The following is a 13,835-nucleotide window of genomic DNA, read 5'->3' on the forward strand; positions in this document are numbered from 1 at the left end:
CCGGCCCCGGGGCTCCCGGAGTCGGGGCTCAGGCGCGCTCGGCGACGCTCAGCCGGGCGAGCGCGTGCGGCTGGACCAGGCCGGGCAGCAGCAGCGTCCAGAGGTCGGACAGCCGCTGGATCAGGTCCTGCCGGTCGGCCAGCACCTGGGAGCTCAGCTGGATGCCGGTGACGGCCCCGGTGATCACCCCGGCGGCCGCGGTCAGGTCGACCCCCGGGTGGAGGTCGCCGGCCTCCCGGGCGTGCTCCAGCAGGACGCGGACGGTGTCCATCCAGCCCTGGTAGGCCGCGAGCTGCGGCTGGGTGAAGCTGCCGTGCTCGATCGTCAGCCGGATGCTGCCGCGCACCAGCGGGTCGGTCTGGAGCGCGCGGGCGAAGGCGTACCCGAGGTCGATCAGGTTCTGCACCGGGCTGTCCGAGGCCGGTGTCCAGCCGGAGATGAAGACGCCCTGTCCCTCGATGACGGCGAGCGCCAGCTCCTCCTTGGAGCGGAAGTGGAAGTACAGCGCGCCCTTGGTGACGCCGGCGCGGTCCAGGATCTCGGACATCGTGGCGGCGGCGTAGCCCCGCTCGTCGAACACCTCGGCCGCCGCGACGAGTACCGTCTGGCGGGTCGCCAGCGCGCGGGCCTGCCTGGCCATCGCAGCCTCCCTGGAAAGTTCTGGTCTCGGCAGCGGCCGATCCTATGGGGGCGGACGGGGCGGCGGACGCATACCGTCCAGTAGGCATCCTACCGAGCCCGCCGCGGGCCCCTCCGGCCCCGGCCGACCGGGCGGGAGCACCGCCGACGCGGCCCCGGACCAGCGCCGACGCGGCTCCGGACGAAGCCTGACGCGGCCCCGGACGAAGCCCGAGGCGGCCCGGGCAACGCCGGACGGCCGGTCACCCGAGCGGGGTGACCGGCCGTCGGCACGGGCCGTGGGCCGTCAGGCCGCCTGCTGCCAGCTGAACGGCGAGTAGTACGCCGGGCGGCGCTCCAGGCGCTGCCAGTTGGCGATCGGCTCGATCGGCGCGGCGGCGGCGGCCTGCTGCGCGACGGCGGCGCGCGCGGCGAGGACGGCGGTCAGGGCGGCGAGTTCCTCGTCGGTGAGGCTGCCGCGGACGATGCGGACGAGGGGTTCGGCGGAAGCGGTCATGTCCTGGTTTCTCCCCCGGGTGGCTGCGGTCTGAGGTGGTGGCGCGTCGGTGCGGGCTGCTGCTGAGGTGCGGGCTGTCGCGGCGGTGCGCGCCACTACATCGGCGGGTTGCCGTGCTTGCGGCTGGGCAGGTCGGCGTGCTTGGTGCGGAGCATGGCCAGGGCGGAAGCGATCACCTGGCGGGTCTCGGCCGGGTCGATGACGTCGTCCACGAGGCCGCGCTCGGCCGCGTAGTACGGGTGCATCAGCTCGTTCTTGTATTCCTTGATCTTCTGGGCGCGCATGGCGTCCGGGTCCTCGGCGGCGTTGATCTCGCGCCGGAAGATGACGTTGGCCGCGCCCTCGGCGCCCATCACGGCGATCTCGTTGGTCGGCCAGGCGTACGACAGGTCGGCGCCGATCGAGCGGGAGTCCATCACGATGTACGCGCCGCCGTAGGCCTTGCGCAGGATCAGCGAGATGCGCGGCACGGTGGCGTTGCAGTACGCGTACAGCAGCTTGGCGCCGTGGCGGATGATGCCGCCGTGCTCCTGGTCGACGCCGGGCAGGAAGCCGGGGACGTCGAGCAGGGTGACCAGCGGGATGTTGAAGGCGTCGCACATCTGGACGAAGCGGGCGGCCTTCTCGCTCGCGTTGATGTCCAGCACGCCGGCCAGCGACTGCGGCTGGTTGGCGATGATGCCGACGACGTGGCCGTCGATCCGGGCGAGCACGCAGAGCACGTTGGTGGCCCAGCGCTCGTGGACCTCCAGGTACTCGCCGTGGTCGACGATCTCCTCGATCACCTTTCGCATGTCGTACGGGCGGTTGCCGTCGGCGGGCACCAGGTCCAGCAGGCTGTCGTTGCGGCGCTGGACCGGGTCCTCGGTCACCACGGACGGCGGCATCTCGCGGTTGTTCTGCGGCAGCAGCGACAGGAGGTAGCGGACCTCCTCGATGCAGGACTGCTCGTCGTCGTAGACGAAGTGCGAGACGCCGGAGACGCCAGCGTGCACGTCGGCGCCGCCGAGGCCGTTCTGGCTGATCTTCTCGCCGGTGACCGCCTGGACCACGTCCGGGCCGGTGATGAACATCTGCGAGGTCTCGCGGACCATGAAGACGAAGTCGGTCAGCGCGGGGGAGTACGCGGCGCCGCCGGCGCACGGGCCGAGCATCACCGAGATCTGCGGGATGACGCCGGACGCCTTGGTGTTGCGCTGGAAGATGCCGCCGTAGCCGGCCAGGGCGGTGACGCCCTCCTGGATGCGGGCGCCGGCGCCGTCGTTCAGCGAGACCAGCGGGGCACCGGCCGCGATGGCCATGTCCATGATCTTGTGGATCTTCTGGGCGTGGGCCTCGCCCAGCGCGCCGCCGAAGATCCGGAAGTCGTGCGCGTACGTGAAGACGGTGCGCCCGTGGACGGTGCCCCAGCCGACGATCACGCCGTCGGTGTGCGGCTTCTTGGCCTCCAGGCCGAAGCCCTGGGCGCGGTGCCGGCGAAACGGCTCGACCTCCTGGAAGGAGCCCTCGTCCAGCAGCAGCTCGATGCGCTCGCGCGCGGTCAGCTTGCCCTTGGCGTGCTGGGCCTCGGTGGCCTTGTCGCTGGGGCCGCGGCGGACCTTCTCGCGCAGCTCGTGCAGCTCGGCGACCCGCCCGCGGGCGTCGGCCGGGACCTCGGGGACCTCGCCGTCGACCGGCGCCTCATGCACAACCGTCATCTCGAACCACTCCAAGGGTGAGGGAACTGTCCGACAGCCAACGTCTGCTGTGCCCCCGGCTGCGAATCACTTTCTTCACTTATGACTGTACGAGGGGCCGTGCGCTGGTTTCGGCGTCGATTCCGTACAAGGTCGAGTTCGTTTAGCTGTCAGGCCTGGACAGAAGCGGTCGGATCGTTGACTGAGCGCTCGGTGTTCATTCGGATACCGGGGGTTGTCGGACAGATGATGGTCCGATGATCTGAGCATGAAGGAAAGCGCAGGTCAGGGCCGTCTCCCAGTACTGTAGGCCGGTCCTCTTGGGCTCCGCTCAAGGTCCGCTCAAGCCCGGCGGGCAGGGGGTCGCCGTCCGGGTTAGGGGTTGCGCAGTCGTAGGGAAGCACCAAAAATGCCGCAGCCCACCCCGCATGGTGGGGGTGGGCTGTCCGGGCGAGCGGGCGGACCCGCTCCGATCAGCTCTTCCTGCCGTCCTCGGGCTCGTCGCGGTCGCGCAGCTCCCGCTCGCGACGGCGCAGATCGGCCTCCCACTGCTTGAGCATGGACTCGTGGTCTTTGTCGTCCTTCTTCAACGAGGCGAGGAACTCGGGGTCGTCGTCCGGCGCCAGCGGGCGCCCGCCGCGCGCGGCGGGACGGCCCGCCCGGTCGTCGGCCGGGTACCCCGGGTGGGCCCCGGCGGACGCGGCCCGCAGGAAGCCGCGCTGCTTGCCGGCGATCAGCCAGGCGATCGGGCCCAGCGGCGGGAAGAGCAGCACGATCAGCACCCAGACCACCTTGGGCAGGTGCTTCACCTCGTCCTCGGGCGTGGTCAGGCAGTCCACGAACGCCCAGACCCAGAGCGCGAGCGGAAGGATGATGGTCAGAAGAATCCTCGGCACGGCTGGGATCTCCCCCCGGGCGGCGATGGTGGCGGGCGCCTTCCAGGGGCCCTTGACCCGGCCAGGCTATCGGGTGGCGGATACTGACAGGCATGGCATACGACGATCTCCGCTCGTTTCTCCGGGCCCTCGACCGTGAGGGCGACCTCAAGCGCATCAAGGCGGAGGTGGACCCGCACCTGGAGATCGGCGAGATCGTCGACCGGGTGCAGAAGGCCAAGGGCCCGGCGCTGCTCTTCGAGAACGTCAAGGGCTCGTCGATGCCCCTGGCGATGAACGTCTTCGGCACCGAGCGGCGGCTGGCCAAGGCGCTCGGCCTCAAGGGCCCGGACGACATCTCCGAGAAGATCGCCGGCCTGCTCAAGCCCGAGCTGCCGCAGGGCTTCACCGGCTTCCGGGACGCCTTCGGCAAGCTCGCCTCGATGGCGCACGTCCCGCCCCGGCACGTGAAGCCGGGTGACGCCCCGGTGCAGGAGGTCGTGCTCACCGGCGACGACGTCGACCTGGACGACCTGCCCGCGCTCTTCACCTGGCCGCAGGACGGCGGCTCCTTCTTCAACCTGGGCCTGACCCACACCAAGGACCCGGACAGCGGCATCCGCAACCTGGGCCTCTACCGGCTCCAGCGGCACGACCGCCGCACCATCGGCATGCACTGGCAGATCCACAAGGACAGCCGCAACCACGCCGCGGTGGCGGCCAAGCGCGGTGAGCGCCTCCCGGTCGCGATCGCCTTCGGCTGCCCCCCGGCCGTCACCTACGCGGCCACCGCGCCGCTGCCCGGGGACATCGACGAGTACCTCTTCGCCGGCTTCGTCGCCGGGGAGCGGGTCCGGATGGTCGACTGCAAGACGGTGCCGCTCCAGGTCCCGGCCGACGCCGAGGTGGTCCTGGAGGGCTGGCTGGAGCCCGGCGAGATGCTGCCCGAGGGCCCGTTCGGCGACCACACCGGCTTCTACACCCCGCAGGAGCCGTTCCCGGCGCTGAAGATCGACTGCGTGACGATGCGCCGCCGCCCGATCCTCCAGTCCATCGTGGTCGGCCGCCCGCCGACGGAGGACGGCCCGCTGGGCAAGTTCACCGAGCGGTTCTTCCTGCCGCTGCTGAAGATCATCATCCCGGACATCGTCGACTACGACCTGCCCGAGGCCGGCGGCTTCCACAACTGCGTGATCGTCTCGATCGACAAGAAGTACCCCAAGCACGCCCAGAAGACGATGCACGCGATCTGGGGCGCGCACATGATGTCGCTGACCAAGCTGATCATCGTGGTGGACGCCGACTGCGACGTGCACGACTACCAGGAGGTCGCCTGGCGGGCCTTCGGCAACGTCGACTACAGCCGGGACCTGACCGTGGTCGAAGGCCCGGTGGACCACCTGGACCACGCCTCGTACCAGCAGTTCTGGGGCGGCAAGGCGGGCATCGACGCGACCCGCAAGCTGCCGGAGGAGGGGTACACCCGGGACGGCGGCTGGCCGGAGATGGTGTCCTCCGACCCGGCCACCGCCGAACTGGTGTCGCGTCGCTGGAAGGAATACGGACTGTGAGCACGGCCGCTGTCGAGACGCCGGGGCGCACCAGGGCGTTCCTCCGCCTGGTGATGATCGAGCACTCGGTCTTCGCGCTCCCGTTCGCGTACATCGCCGCGCTGACGGCCATGTTCCTCGCGGACAAGCGGGTGCACTGGGGCGAGCTGTTCGTCGTCACCGTGTGCATGGTGGGGCTGCGCACCTTCGCCATGGCGGCGAACCGGATCATCGACCGGGAGATCGACGCCCGCAACCCGCGCACGGCCACGCGTGAACTGGTCACCGGAGCGGTGTCGTTGAAGACCGCGTACGTCGGCTCGGCCGTCGCGCTGGTGGTCTTCCTCGGCGCGGCCGCGATGCTCAACCCGCTCTGCCTGGCGCTCGCGCCGGTCGCCGTGGTGCCGATGGTGGTCTACCCGTACGGCAAGCGGTTCACGAACTTCCCGCAGGCGATCCTGGGCATCGCCCAGGCGATGGGGCCGGTCGGCGCCTGGCTCGCGGTCACGGGCAGCTGGTCGTGGGAGGCGGTCGTGCTGGGCGTGGCCGTCGGCATCTGGATCGGCGGCTTCGACCTCGTCTACGCCTGCCAGGACGTCGAGTCCGACCGCGAGCACGGGGTCCGTTCGGTGCCCGCGCGGTACGGCGTGCCGGCGGCCATCCGGGGCGCGCGGGTGTGCCACGTCCTGACGACGCTCCTGCTGGGCTGGTTCGCGCTCCTGACGGACGCCGGAGCGGCGTTCTGGATCGGCCTCGTGGTCGTCGCGGGGGCCTTCGTGTACGAGCACACCATCGTGCGGCCGAACGATCTGTCGAAGCTCAACCGGGCGTTCTTCCAGACCAACAGCTTCGTGGGGATCTCGCTGTTCTTCTTCGCGCTGGTGGACCTGGTCGTCCGGGGGCTCGGGATCTGATCCGCGCGTCCGCCGGCGGGCTCACGGGGCGCTCCTCCCGCCTCGTCCGGGCCCGCCCGCCGCTCGTGGACCGGCTCAGCGGAACAGGGCCGCGTGGTCCCTCGCCCAGGCGTGGAAGCTGCGAGCCGGGTGGCCGGTGACGTCCTGGACGGTGCTGGTGGCCGGCTCGGGGGCGGTGAGGCGGGCGTGGACGAGGTCCAGGGCGCCGTCGACGGCGGCCGACGGGCGGCCGGCGGCGGACAACCGGTGGCGGGCGGTCTTGCGGGAGACCTCCTGCCAGGTGGCCGGGCGGCCCGCGGCCGCGCCGATGATCTCCACCTGCTCCGCCTGGGTCGGCGACTCCGGGCCGGTGAGGACGTACCGGGCGCCGTCGTGGCCGTCCTCCACCAGGGCCCGGACGGCCACCGCCGCGACGTCCCGCTCGTCCACCGGGTTCAGCCCGGCCGCGCCGCCGTAGCCCCGCACCGTGCCCCCGGCCCTGATCTCCTCCGCCCACTGCAACGCGGCGGCGAAGCCGTGCGCCCGCAGTACCGTGTGCCGCACCCCGCTGCCGGCGAGCAGCGCCTCGATCCCGCCCTCCGGCCGGCCGGGGACGGCCGAGGACAGGAACACCACCCGCCCGACCTCCCGGGCCAGCACGCCGACGGCCTCCGTGGCCCCGTCCGCCGTCGGGAACGGCCACCCCAGCAGCACCGCGCCGGCGCCCTGCACCGTGGCCTCCAGCGACGCCGGGTCGCGCAGCTCCCGCCGGGGCAGCGTCCGCACCCGCACGCCGGCCGCCGCGAGCTGCAGCCCGAGGTGCCGCCCGACCGCTCCGGAGACGCCGATCACCAGCACCGGCGACGTGTCGTCAACTCGCTCATCTGTCATGCATCGAACGTAGGCGAGAAGGATGAGACGCCCAATGCGCACGGGTCTCGGGTCCATGCGCCAGCGTCTACCCCGCGGCGCGCGCCAACTCCCGCACGCCCCCTGATGCTTCGCGCTCTGGGCGGCCGCCGCCCTCCTCGGCCCCGTGGTGCGGGGTGCGGGTCCGGAGGTGCTGCGGGGTCAGTCGCCCAGGTGGGGGGCGTCCGGGTGGTAGGTCCGCTGGCGTTCGACCGGGGCGGCGGCGAAGTCGCCGTTGCCGTTGACGACCTCGCCGACGCCGACCCGGGTGCCCCGGGCCCGGCCGTGGCCCTTGAGGACGCCGCCGCGACCGTCCGGGTCGGGGTGGGTGTACGGGCGGCCGGCGGCGAGCTCGACCGCGCGGGCGGAGATCGGGCCGAGGACCTGGGCGCCGGTGCCGAGTCGACAACGGCCCGTCAGCTCGGCGCCGTTGGCGATCCTGACCTCGTCCCCGAGCTCGACGGCCTCGCCCGCCCCGGCCCTGACCACGGCGCCGCCCTCGCCGATCCGCGCGCGGCGTCCGACGGTGATCCGCCCGCCGCCGGTCGCGACGATCCGGGCGCCGCCGTACAGGACGGTGCCCGGGCCGATCGCGCAGTCGCTGTCCGCGTCGCACTCGACGGTCGCGCCCGGGTACAGGACGGTCTCCGCCGACAGCGTCACCCGCCGCGCGACCAGTACGGAGAACGGGTCGAGGACGGCCACGCCCCGGTCGGCGAGCAGCACCAGCTCGCCGGGGGTGAGGAGCCCGCGTTCGTGGCGGATGCGGTCCAGACGGTGCCAGAGCTCGTGATCAGTCATGATCGTCGGATCATACGGAGGCCCCGGCCGGGCCGGCCTCAGTTGTGCAGGAAGCCCTCCAGCGCCGTCGCCAGGGCCACCGGGGCCTCGTACATCGGGTAGTGCCCGCTGCCGGCGAGTTCCTCCAGCTCGGCGTTGGGGTAGTGGGCGAGGAAGGTGCCGCGCATCACCTCGGCGGTGAGGGCGAGGTCGTGCTCGCCGACGATCACCTTGACCGGCACCGGGTTGCCGTCGATCCGGCGCCGCAGGTCGGCCGTCGTCCAGTCGTGCACGTAGCGGCCGAAGGCCTCGGGGGTGGACTGCCGCAGGGACTGGTCGACCATGCGGTCGAGCCAGACCCGGCCGGCCCGCTGCCCGGTGACCAGGTCGAGGATCGCGAAGCGCTTCTCCCGGTCCTCGGCCGCGCCGTAGAACAGGGCCTCGCCCGCCGCGTCCATCGGGTACTCCCCGGCCGGCACCGGGGCCAGGCCGACCAGCTTGCGCACCCGCAGCGGCGCCTCGGCGAGCACCTGCTGGGCCGCCTTGCCGCCCATGGAGTGGCCGACCAGCGAGAAGCGGTCCCAGCCGAGCTGGTCGGCCAGGGCGAGCGCGTCGGAGGCGATCTCGGCGAGCGTGTACGCGCCGGTGACGCCCTTGCGCAGCCCGTAGCCGCGGTAGTCGAGGAAGGCGTAGCCGAAGGCCTTGCCGTCGAGGTAGTCGAGGAACGGGCCCCAGCCCGCGCTGGTGCCGAACCAGTCGTGCAGGACCAGGACGTGGTGGTCGCCGGTGCCGATCAGGCGGTGAGGGATCGTCATGCCAACGGTCGTTCCCCGCGATCCGCCCGTCCGAACGGACGGTTCGCGGGGATCCGGGGCGGATGCCGCCCGCCGGGGCTCAGGCGTCGCGCCGGGCGAAGGCCGGTGCGTGCTCGGGGAGCGGGCCGAAGGCGATCAGGCGGGAGAGCAGTACCGGGAAGCCGGGGACGTGCCGGGCGAGGGCCACCAGCCGGGCGGGCGGGCCGGCCCGCTCGCCGGTGAGGACCGGCTCGAACAGCACGCTGTGCAGGACCCGCTGCATCCGCTGCATGATCACCGTCGGCCGCAGCCGGCGGTGCTGGACCCGGGCCAGGGCCGCCACGGTCGGACGGCCGCGGCGCAGCGGTTCGGCGAGCAGGGTGGCGGCCGCGACGGCGTCCTGGATGGCGAGGTTGATGCCCACCCCGCCGGCCGGGGACATCGCGTGGGCGGCGTCGCCGATCAGCAGCAGCCCGTCGGTGTACCAGCGGCCCAGCCGGTTGAGCCGGACGTCGAGCAGGTGCAGGTCGTCGAGGCTCGCCAACTGGTCGACCCGGTCCGCGTACTGGGGCAGCAGCCGGGCGATCCGCTCGCGGAACCGCTCGATCCCCTCGGCGCGCAGCTGCGGGTCGGCGCCCTTGGCGCGGAAGTAGGCGATCTGGAAGTAGTCGGTCCGGGCGAAGCTCAGCACCATGTCGCCGGACCCGAACCCGGGGACGAGGCTGGGCGGCTGGGCCTGCTCGTGGGGGTGCCGGGGCAGCCGGAACCACCAGGTGTCGAAGGGCACCGGGAACTCCTGGGTGGCCAGGCCGGCCGCCCGGCGCAGGGTGGAGTGCCGGCCGTCGGCGGCGACGGTGAGGTCGGCGCGCAGCTCGCCCTCCTCGCCGTCCCGGGTGCGGTACCGGACTCCGGTGACCCGGCCGCCGTCCCGGAGCAGTCCGGTCGCCTCGGTGTTCATCCGCAGGGTGAAGGCGGGCTCCTGCCGGGCCTCCGCGACCAGGAAGTTCAGGAGGTCCCACTGCGGGATCATGGCGATGTAGTTGTACGGGGGCCGCAGCCGCTCGTAGGCGCTCAGCGCGACGGGGGCGGAGCCGGGCGGCTGCACCACCAGGTTGCCGAGGCGGCTCTGCGGCAGCGCGGCGAACTTCCGGCCGAGGCCGAGCTCGTCCATCAGCCGCACGGTGGAGGCGTGGACGGTGTCGCCGCGGAAGTCGCGCAGGAAGTCCCCGTGCTTCTCCAGCACGGTCACCTCGACACCGGCGCGCGCCAGCATCAGGCCCAGCATCATTCCGGCCGGCCCGCCCCCGGAGATCACGACGCTCATGGCTCTCCCCTTTCAGTGCTCGATCGATCACTGTCCGTGTGGAACCTGCATATACAGAATCTCTGGAACCGTCCCAGGTGTCAAGTAGTACGATGCTTCACATGAAGGAGCTGGTGACGGCCGCCCTCACGGCGGCGAAGGAACGGGGCCAGGACGTCGCGGACGTCCCGCTCACGGCGATCGCCGCGACGGCCGGCATCTCCCGCAGCACGCTGCTGCGCAGGCTCGGCGGCTCCCGGGCGGTGCTGGACGAGGCCGTCCGGGAGGCGGGCGTCGACCCGGGCGGACGGCCGCCGGTGCGCGAGCGCGCGATCGCGGCGGCGGCGCTGCTGGTGGCCGAGCGCGGCCTGGCCGGGGTCACCCTGGACGCCGTGGCCGACCGGGCCGACTGCTCGCTGCCCAGCCTGCACACCGTCTTCGAGGGGCGGGACGGCCTGCTCGCCGCCGTGTTCGAGCGGCACTCCGCGCTGCCCGACCTGGAGGCCCTCGCCGCCGACCCGCCGGAGACCCTGGAGGAGACCGTCCGGGCGCTCCACGCCACCTTCGCCGCGGCCTTCGTGCACGAGCCGCGGATCGTCCCGGCAGTCTTCGCCGACCTGCTCGGCCGCCCGGACGGCCCCGCCGCCCGGGTGATGGCCGCCACCCTGCCGCAGGCGCTCGCCGGCCTGGACCGGCTGCTGCGCCCGCACGTGCGGGCCGGTCGGCTGAGACCGCTGCCCACCCCGGTGCTGACCCAGCTGATGATCGGCCCGCTGCTCAACCACGCGTTGATGCGGCCGGTGCTGGAACCCGCCCTGGGGGACGGGCTGCCGTCGACGGACGAGACCGTCGAGCTCTTCGCCCAGGCCTACCTGCGCGCGGTCGCCCTCCCCGCGGCGGAGTCCGGGAGCGTCGGCGACACCCCCTGAGGAGGACCCGTGACCGGCACCCCGCGGTGCCTCGTCCTCGGCTGCCGGTTCGCGAGGGTCAAGTCGCCCTTCGGGCAAGGGCGGTGACGGACGCGGGGGCCGTGGTCAGCCGAGGAGCAGCCGGTCGCCGACCCGCAGGCGGCCCGGGGCGGCGACCTCGGCGAGGGCGTCGAGCCGGCCGTCGTGGGCGTGCACGACGGCCTTGAGGATCTCGGGGGCGTGCGGCAGTCCGGGCTGCGGGGCGCCGGTCATCGCGCAGCGCTCGCTGGAGGCGACGAAGGAGAGCCGGGCGCTGCCGGGGGCCTCGCCGGAGGCCTGGCGGCCGAGCCAGGCGTCCTCGACGAACGGCGGGGTGCCGGGCGGGGTGCGCAGCACGATGTTGGGGCGGAACCGCCGCTCGTCGACCACGGTGAAGGGGACGGCCTCGCGGACCCAGTCCAGGGTGGCGGTGCTGAGCACGCTGACCGGCAGCCGGTCGAAGTGCGAGACGGCGTCCTCGCGGGCGAGTTCGACGTCCTCGCGCTGGAGGTAGGCGCGCAGGAAGGAGTTCGGCCGGTCGACCGGGCGGCCGAGCGGATCGAACAGTTCGGGGCCGTCGATCCGGTGGCCGAGCCGGGCGGAGAGGCGGAGCAGGCCGTCCATCCGGCGGAAGCGGCGGGTGTTCTTGCCCGAGCCGAGCTTCCCCGCGGCGTCGCGGACGGCGTAGAGGCGGTCGCCGGCCAGGCCGCGCTCGTCCACCTCGACGGAGTCGAGCCGCTCGCCGCCGGTGGACTTCACGGGGTAGCGCCAGAGTCGCTCGATCACTCCGATGATCTCAGCCATGGCCGGAAAGCGTACTGGCGTTGACGGGGGATGGTCTAGACCAAGTCCCCGGCCCGGACGGAGAGTCCGGCTCAGCCCAGCCGGGCCACCGCCCGTACCGGTGCGCCGTCCGCCGCGACCAGCCGCAGCGGGAACAGCGAGACCTCCACCGGCAGGCCGGCCTCCTGGGCCGCCAGCAGCGGCCGCAGGTCGGTCAGGTTCTCGGCGATCACCCCGCCGCCGGGCGCCCCCAGCAGCACCCGGTGCGCGGCCAGCGTGGGCTCGTCGGCGGCGCCGTGGTCGTGCTCGTCGGTGAGGTCGGCGAGCAGGGCGGCCACCGCCGGGTCGCCCGGGCCCGGGTCGGGGGTCGGGTCGACGCTGAGCGCGTCCACCCCGACCGTCCGCACCCCGGCGGCGACGATCGCCTCGGCGGCGGCCGGGGTCAGGGCGGGGTGGGCGAGGTAGGCGTCGGTGCCCCAGTGCCGGGCCCAGCCGGTGGCCAGCAGCAGGACGGTGCCCTCGCCGGAGTCCGCGACCCGCTCCAGCGCGGCCGCCAGCAGCCCGGGGGTGACGGCCGCCCGGGGCTCCAGCCCGCGCAGGTCGGCGACCACGGCGGGGCCGGTGAACCGCTCCAGCGGCAGCCCGTCCAGGGTCGGCCAGGTGACGTCCACGTGGTACGGCGCGTCCACGTGCGTCCCGGACTGCGAGCCGAGGTGCAGGGCCAGCACGTTCACCCCGGCGGTGGCCGTGGTGAGCGCGGGCTCCAGCAGGACGGCCGGATCGCCGGGGTAGACCGGCATCGCGGTGGTCACCTGATGGGTGAGGTCGACGAGGGTCGCTGCCATGCGCCCATCCTCCCAGGGGCGGGCGCTCCCGGACCCCTCCCGGTCGGCCCGGTCCGGAACCACGGGTGGAGCCGGGACAGAATTGCCCCATGGGAACTGCGAAGCGTCAGCCGTGGGTGGTCGGGGTCTCGGGTGCGTCGGGGACGCCGTACGCGGCCTCGGTGATCCGCGCGCTGCTGGCCGCCGGCGAGGCGGTGGACCTGGTCGTCAGCCGCGCCGCCCGGCTCACCATCCTGGACGAGACCGGCATCTCCTTCCGGGACGCCCACTGGCGCACCGACCTCGCCGCCTGGCTCGGGAGCGACGAGGGCCTGGACGACGTCCGCTACTGGCCCGCCGGGGACTTCGCGGCCGGCCCGTCCAGCGGCTCCTACCCGGCCAAGGGCATGCTCGTGGTGCCCGCGACCACCGGCGCGGTGGCCGGGATCGCGCTCGGCCTGAGCAAGGACCTGCTGCAGCGCGTCGCCAGCGTCACCCTCAAGGAGCGCCGCCCACTCGTCGTCTGCGTGCGCGAGACGCCACTCAACGGGGTGACGTTGAAGCACCTGGTGGAGCTCGACGCGCAGGGGGCGGTCGTCCTGCCCGCTTCGCCCGGTTTCTACGCGGGCGGCTCCACCGTGCGCGAACTCGTGGATTTCGTGGCCGGACGGGTGCTGGACGCCGTCGACGTGCCGCATTCCCTGTACCTGCGCTGGGAAGGGGAGTTGGGGGCGGCCGCCCGCAAGACGGCCGCCGGCGAGGGCGCACCGGCTGAGGGGGAGTAAGGAGACCCGGGGCGGGAGAGTATCTTCTCTGCGATATCCGGGTCGTTCGGCGCACGGCGCCTTTGAATCCGGATAATGATCTGTGGGTCTGGTGAGGTTCGGAAGGACGCGGACGGTATATGGACACGGTGGACAGACAGCTCATCCAGGCGCTCCGGGAGAACGGCCGTGCGTCCTACGCCGAGTTGGGCCGGCTGGTCGGGCTCTCCGGCCCGAGCGTCACGGACCGGATCAACCGCCTGGAGCAGGCCGGGGTGATCACCGGCTACCGGGCGACGGTCAACCCGGCCTCGCTCGGCTTCGGCGTCACGGCCCTGATCGGCCTTCAGCTCACCGACGCCGCGGACCACGAGGACGTCGCGCACCGGCTGAAGGACCTCAACGAGGTCGAGGACTGCTGGTTCATCGCCGGTGACGACTCCTACATGCTGAAGGTCAGGGTGGCCGACGTGGCCGGCCTGGAATCGGTGGTCAAGCGGATCTCGGGCACGAAGGGCGTGGCCCGGACCCGCACCACCGTCGTACTCTCCACCAAGTGGGAAAACCGGGTGAGTGAACTTCCTCCTGTAGGAGAGTGACGT

15 protein-coding genes are annotated in these 13,835 nt (G+C 73.0%); 5 read left to right on the forward strand and 10 right to left on the reverse strand.

Annotated elements, in window-relative coordinates; translation table 11 throughout:
- Positions 1–28: 28 nt before the first annotated feature.
- From ACWDD9_RS14620 to ACWDD9_RS14635, 4 genes are all read right to left on the reverse strand, one after another.
- Positions 29–640, reverse strand: a complete 612-nt coding sequence (locus ACWDD9_RS14620) for a ScbR family autoregulator-binding transcription factor (protein ID WP_049661418.1) — start codon at positions 638–640, stop codon at positions 29–31.
- 285 nt (positions 641–925) lie between these two features.
- A complete protein-coding gene (locus tag ACWDD9_RS14625; protein WP_049651530.1) occupies positions 926–1,135 on the reverse strand; it encodes an acyl-CoA carboxylase epsilon subunit in 210 nt (69 codons plus the stop codon).
- A gap of 95 nt (positions 1,136–1,230) precedes the next feature.
- Positions 1,231–2,832 carry an acyl-CoA carboxylase subunit beta gene (locus ACWDD9_RS14630; protein WP_049651531.1) on the reverse strand — a complete coding sequence of 534 codons (1,602 nt, stop codon included), beginning with the start codon at positions 2,830–2,832 and terminating at the stop codon, positions 1,231–1,233.
- A gap of 452 nt (positions 2,833–3,284) precedes the next feature.
- On the reverse strand, positions 3,285–3,707 hold the full coding sequence (locus ACWDD9_RS14635; RefSeq protein ID WP_375876948.1) for a PLD nuclease N-terminal domain-containing protein: 423 nt from the start codon (positions 3,705–3,707) through the stop codon (positions 3,285–3,287).
- A 92-nt stretch (positions 3,708–3,799) separates the two neighbouring features.
- On the opposite strand from ACWDD9_RS14635, the gene ACWDD9_RS14640 reads away from it, so the two are divergent.
- Positions 3,800–5,257 carry a menaquinone biosynthesis decarboxylase gene (locus ACWDD9_RS14640; protein WP_049651533.1) on the forward strand — a complete coding sequence of 486 codons (1,458 nt, stop codon included), beginning with the start codon at positions 3,800–3,802 and terminating at the stop codon, positions 5,255–5,257.
- On the forward strand, positions 5,254–6,150 hold the full coding sequence (gene mqnP / locus ACWDD9_RS14645; RefSeq protein WP_369808292.1) for a menaquinone biosynthesis prenyltransferase MqnP: 897 nt from the start codon (positions 5,254–5,256) through the stop codon (positions 6,148–6,150). Before ACWDD9_RS14640 ends, mqnP begins: the two co-directional genes overlap by 4 nt.
- Positions 6,151–6,225: 75 nt before the next feature.
- On the opposite strand, the gene ACWDD9_RS14650 is transcribed toward mqnP, so the two are convergent.
- The 4 genes from ACWDD9_RS14650 to ACWDD9_RS14665 all read right to left on the reverse strand — a co-directional run bounded on the left by ACWDD9_RS14650 (position 6,226) and on the right by ACWDD9_RS14665 (position 9,936).
- Complete coding sequence (locus tag ACWDD9_RS14650) at positions 6,226–7,020, reverse strand: hypothetical protein (RefSeq protein WP_449811766.1); 795 nt, start codon at positions 7,018–7,020, stop codon at positions 6,226–6,228.
- Between the two features lie 180 nt (positions 7,021–7,200).
- Complete coding sequence (locus ACWDD9_RS14655) at positions 7,201–7,839, reverse strand: hypothetical protein (RefSeq protein ID WP_387822774.1); 639 nt, start codon at positions 7,837–7,839, stop codon at positions 7,201–7,203.
- Between the two features lie 38 nt (positions 7,840–7,877).
- Positions 7,878–8,633, reverse strand: coding sequence for an alpha/beta fold hydrolase (locus ACWDD9_RS14660; RefSeq protein WP_375876946.1), 756 nt, complete (start codon positions 8,631–8,633; stop codon positions 7,878–7,880).
- Positions 8,634–8,712: 79 nt separating this feature from the next.
- Positions 8,713–9,936: an FAD-dependent oxidoreductase gene (locus tag ACWDD9_RS14665; RefSeq protein WP_449811767.1), complete on the reverse strand. Its 1,224-nt coding sequence runs from the start codon at positions 9,934–9,936 to the stop codon at positions 8,713–8,715.
- A 101-nt stretch (positions 9,937–10,037) separates the two neighbouring features.
- Between ACWDD9_RS14665 and ACWDD9_RS14670 the strand changes: the two genes are divergently transcribed.
- Positions 10,038–10,844 (forward strand): TetR/AcrR family transcriptional regulator, encoded by an 807-nt coding sequence (locus tag ACWDD9_RS14670; RefSeq protein WP_049651539.1) that lies wholly within the window; start codon positions 10,038–10,040, stop codon positions 10,842–10,844.
- Positions 10,845–10,949: 105 nt separating this feature from the next.
- On the opposite strand, the gene ACWDD9_RS14675 is transcribed toward ACWDD9_RS14670, so the two are convergent.
- Both ACWDD9_RS14675 and ACWDD9_RS14680 read right to left on the reverse strand, forming a co-directional pair.
- A complete protein-coding gene (locus ACWDD9_RS14675) occupies positions 10,950–11,666 on the reverse strand; it encodes an MOSC domain-containing protein (RefSeq protein ID WP_117488289.1) in 717 nt (238 codons plus the stop codon).
- 71 nt (positions 11,667–11,737) lie between these two features.
- Positions 11,738–12,490 carry a cyclase family protein gene (locus tag ACWDD9_RS14680; RefSeq protein ID WP_117488287.1) on the reverse strand — a complete coding sequence of 251 codons (753 nt, stop codon included), beginning with the start codon at positions 12,488–12,490 and terminating at the stop codon, positions 11,738–11,740.
- Positions 12,491–12,579: 89 nt separating this feature from the next.
- Between ACWDD9_RS14680 and ACWDD9_RS14685 the strand changes: the two genes are divergently transcribed.
- A complete protein-coding gene (locus ACWDD9_RS14685) occupies positions 12,580–13,254 on the forward strand; it encodes a UbiX family flavin prenyltransferase (protein ID WP_049651542.1) in 675 nt (224 codons plus the stop codon).
- A 119-nt stretch (positions 13,255–13,373) separates the two neighbouring features.
- Positions 13,374–13,832, forward strand: a complete 459-nt coding sequence (locus ACWDD9_RS14690) for an Lrp/AsnC family transcriptional regulator (protein ID WP_049651543.1) — start codon at positions 13,374–13,376, stop codon at positions 13,830–13,832.
- Positions 13,833–13,835 lie beyond the last annotated feature (3 nt).

Source organism: Kitasatospora sp. NPDC001119 (genome assembly GCF_053598475.1).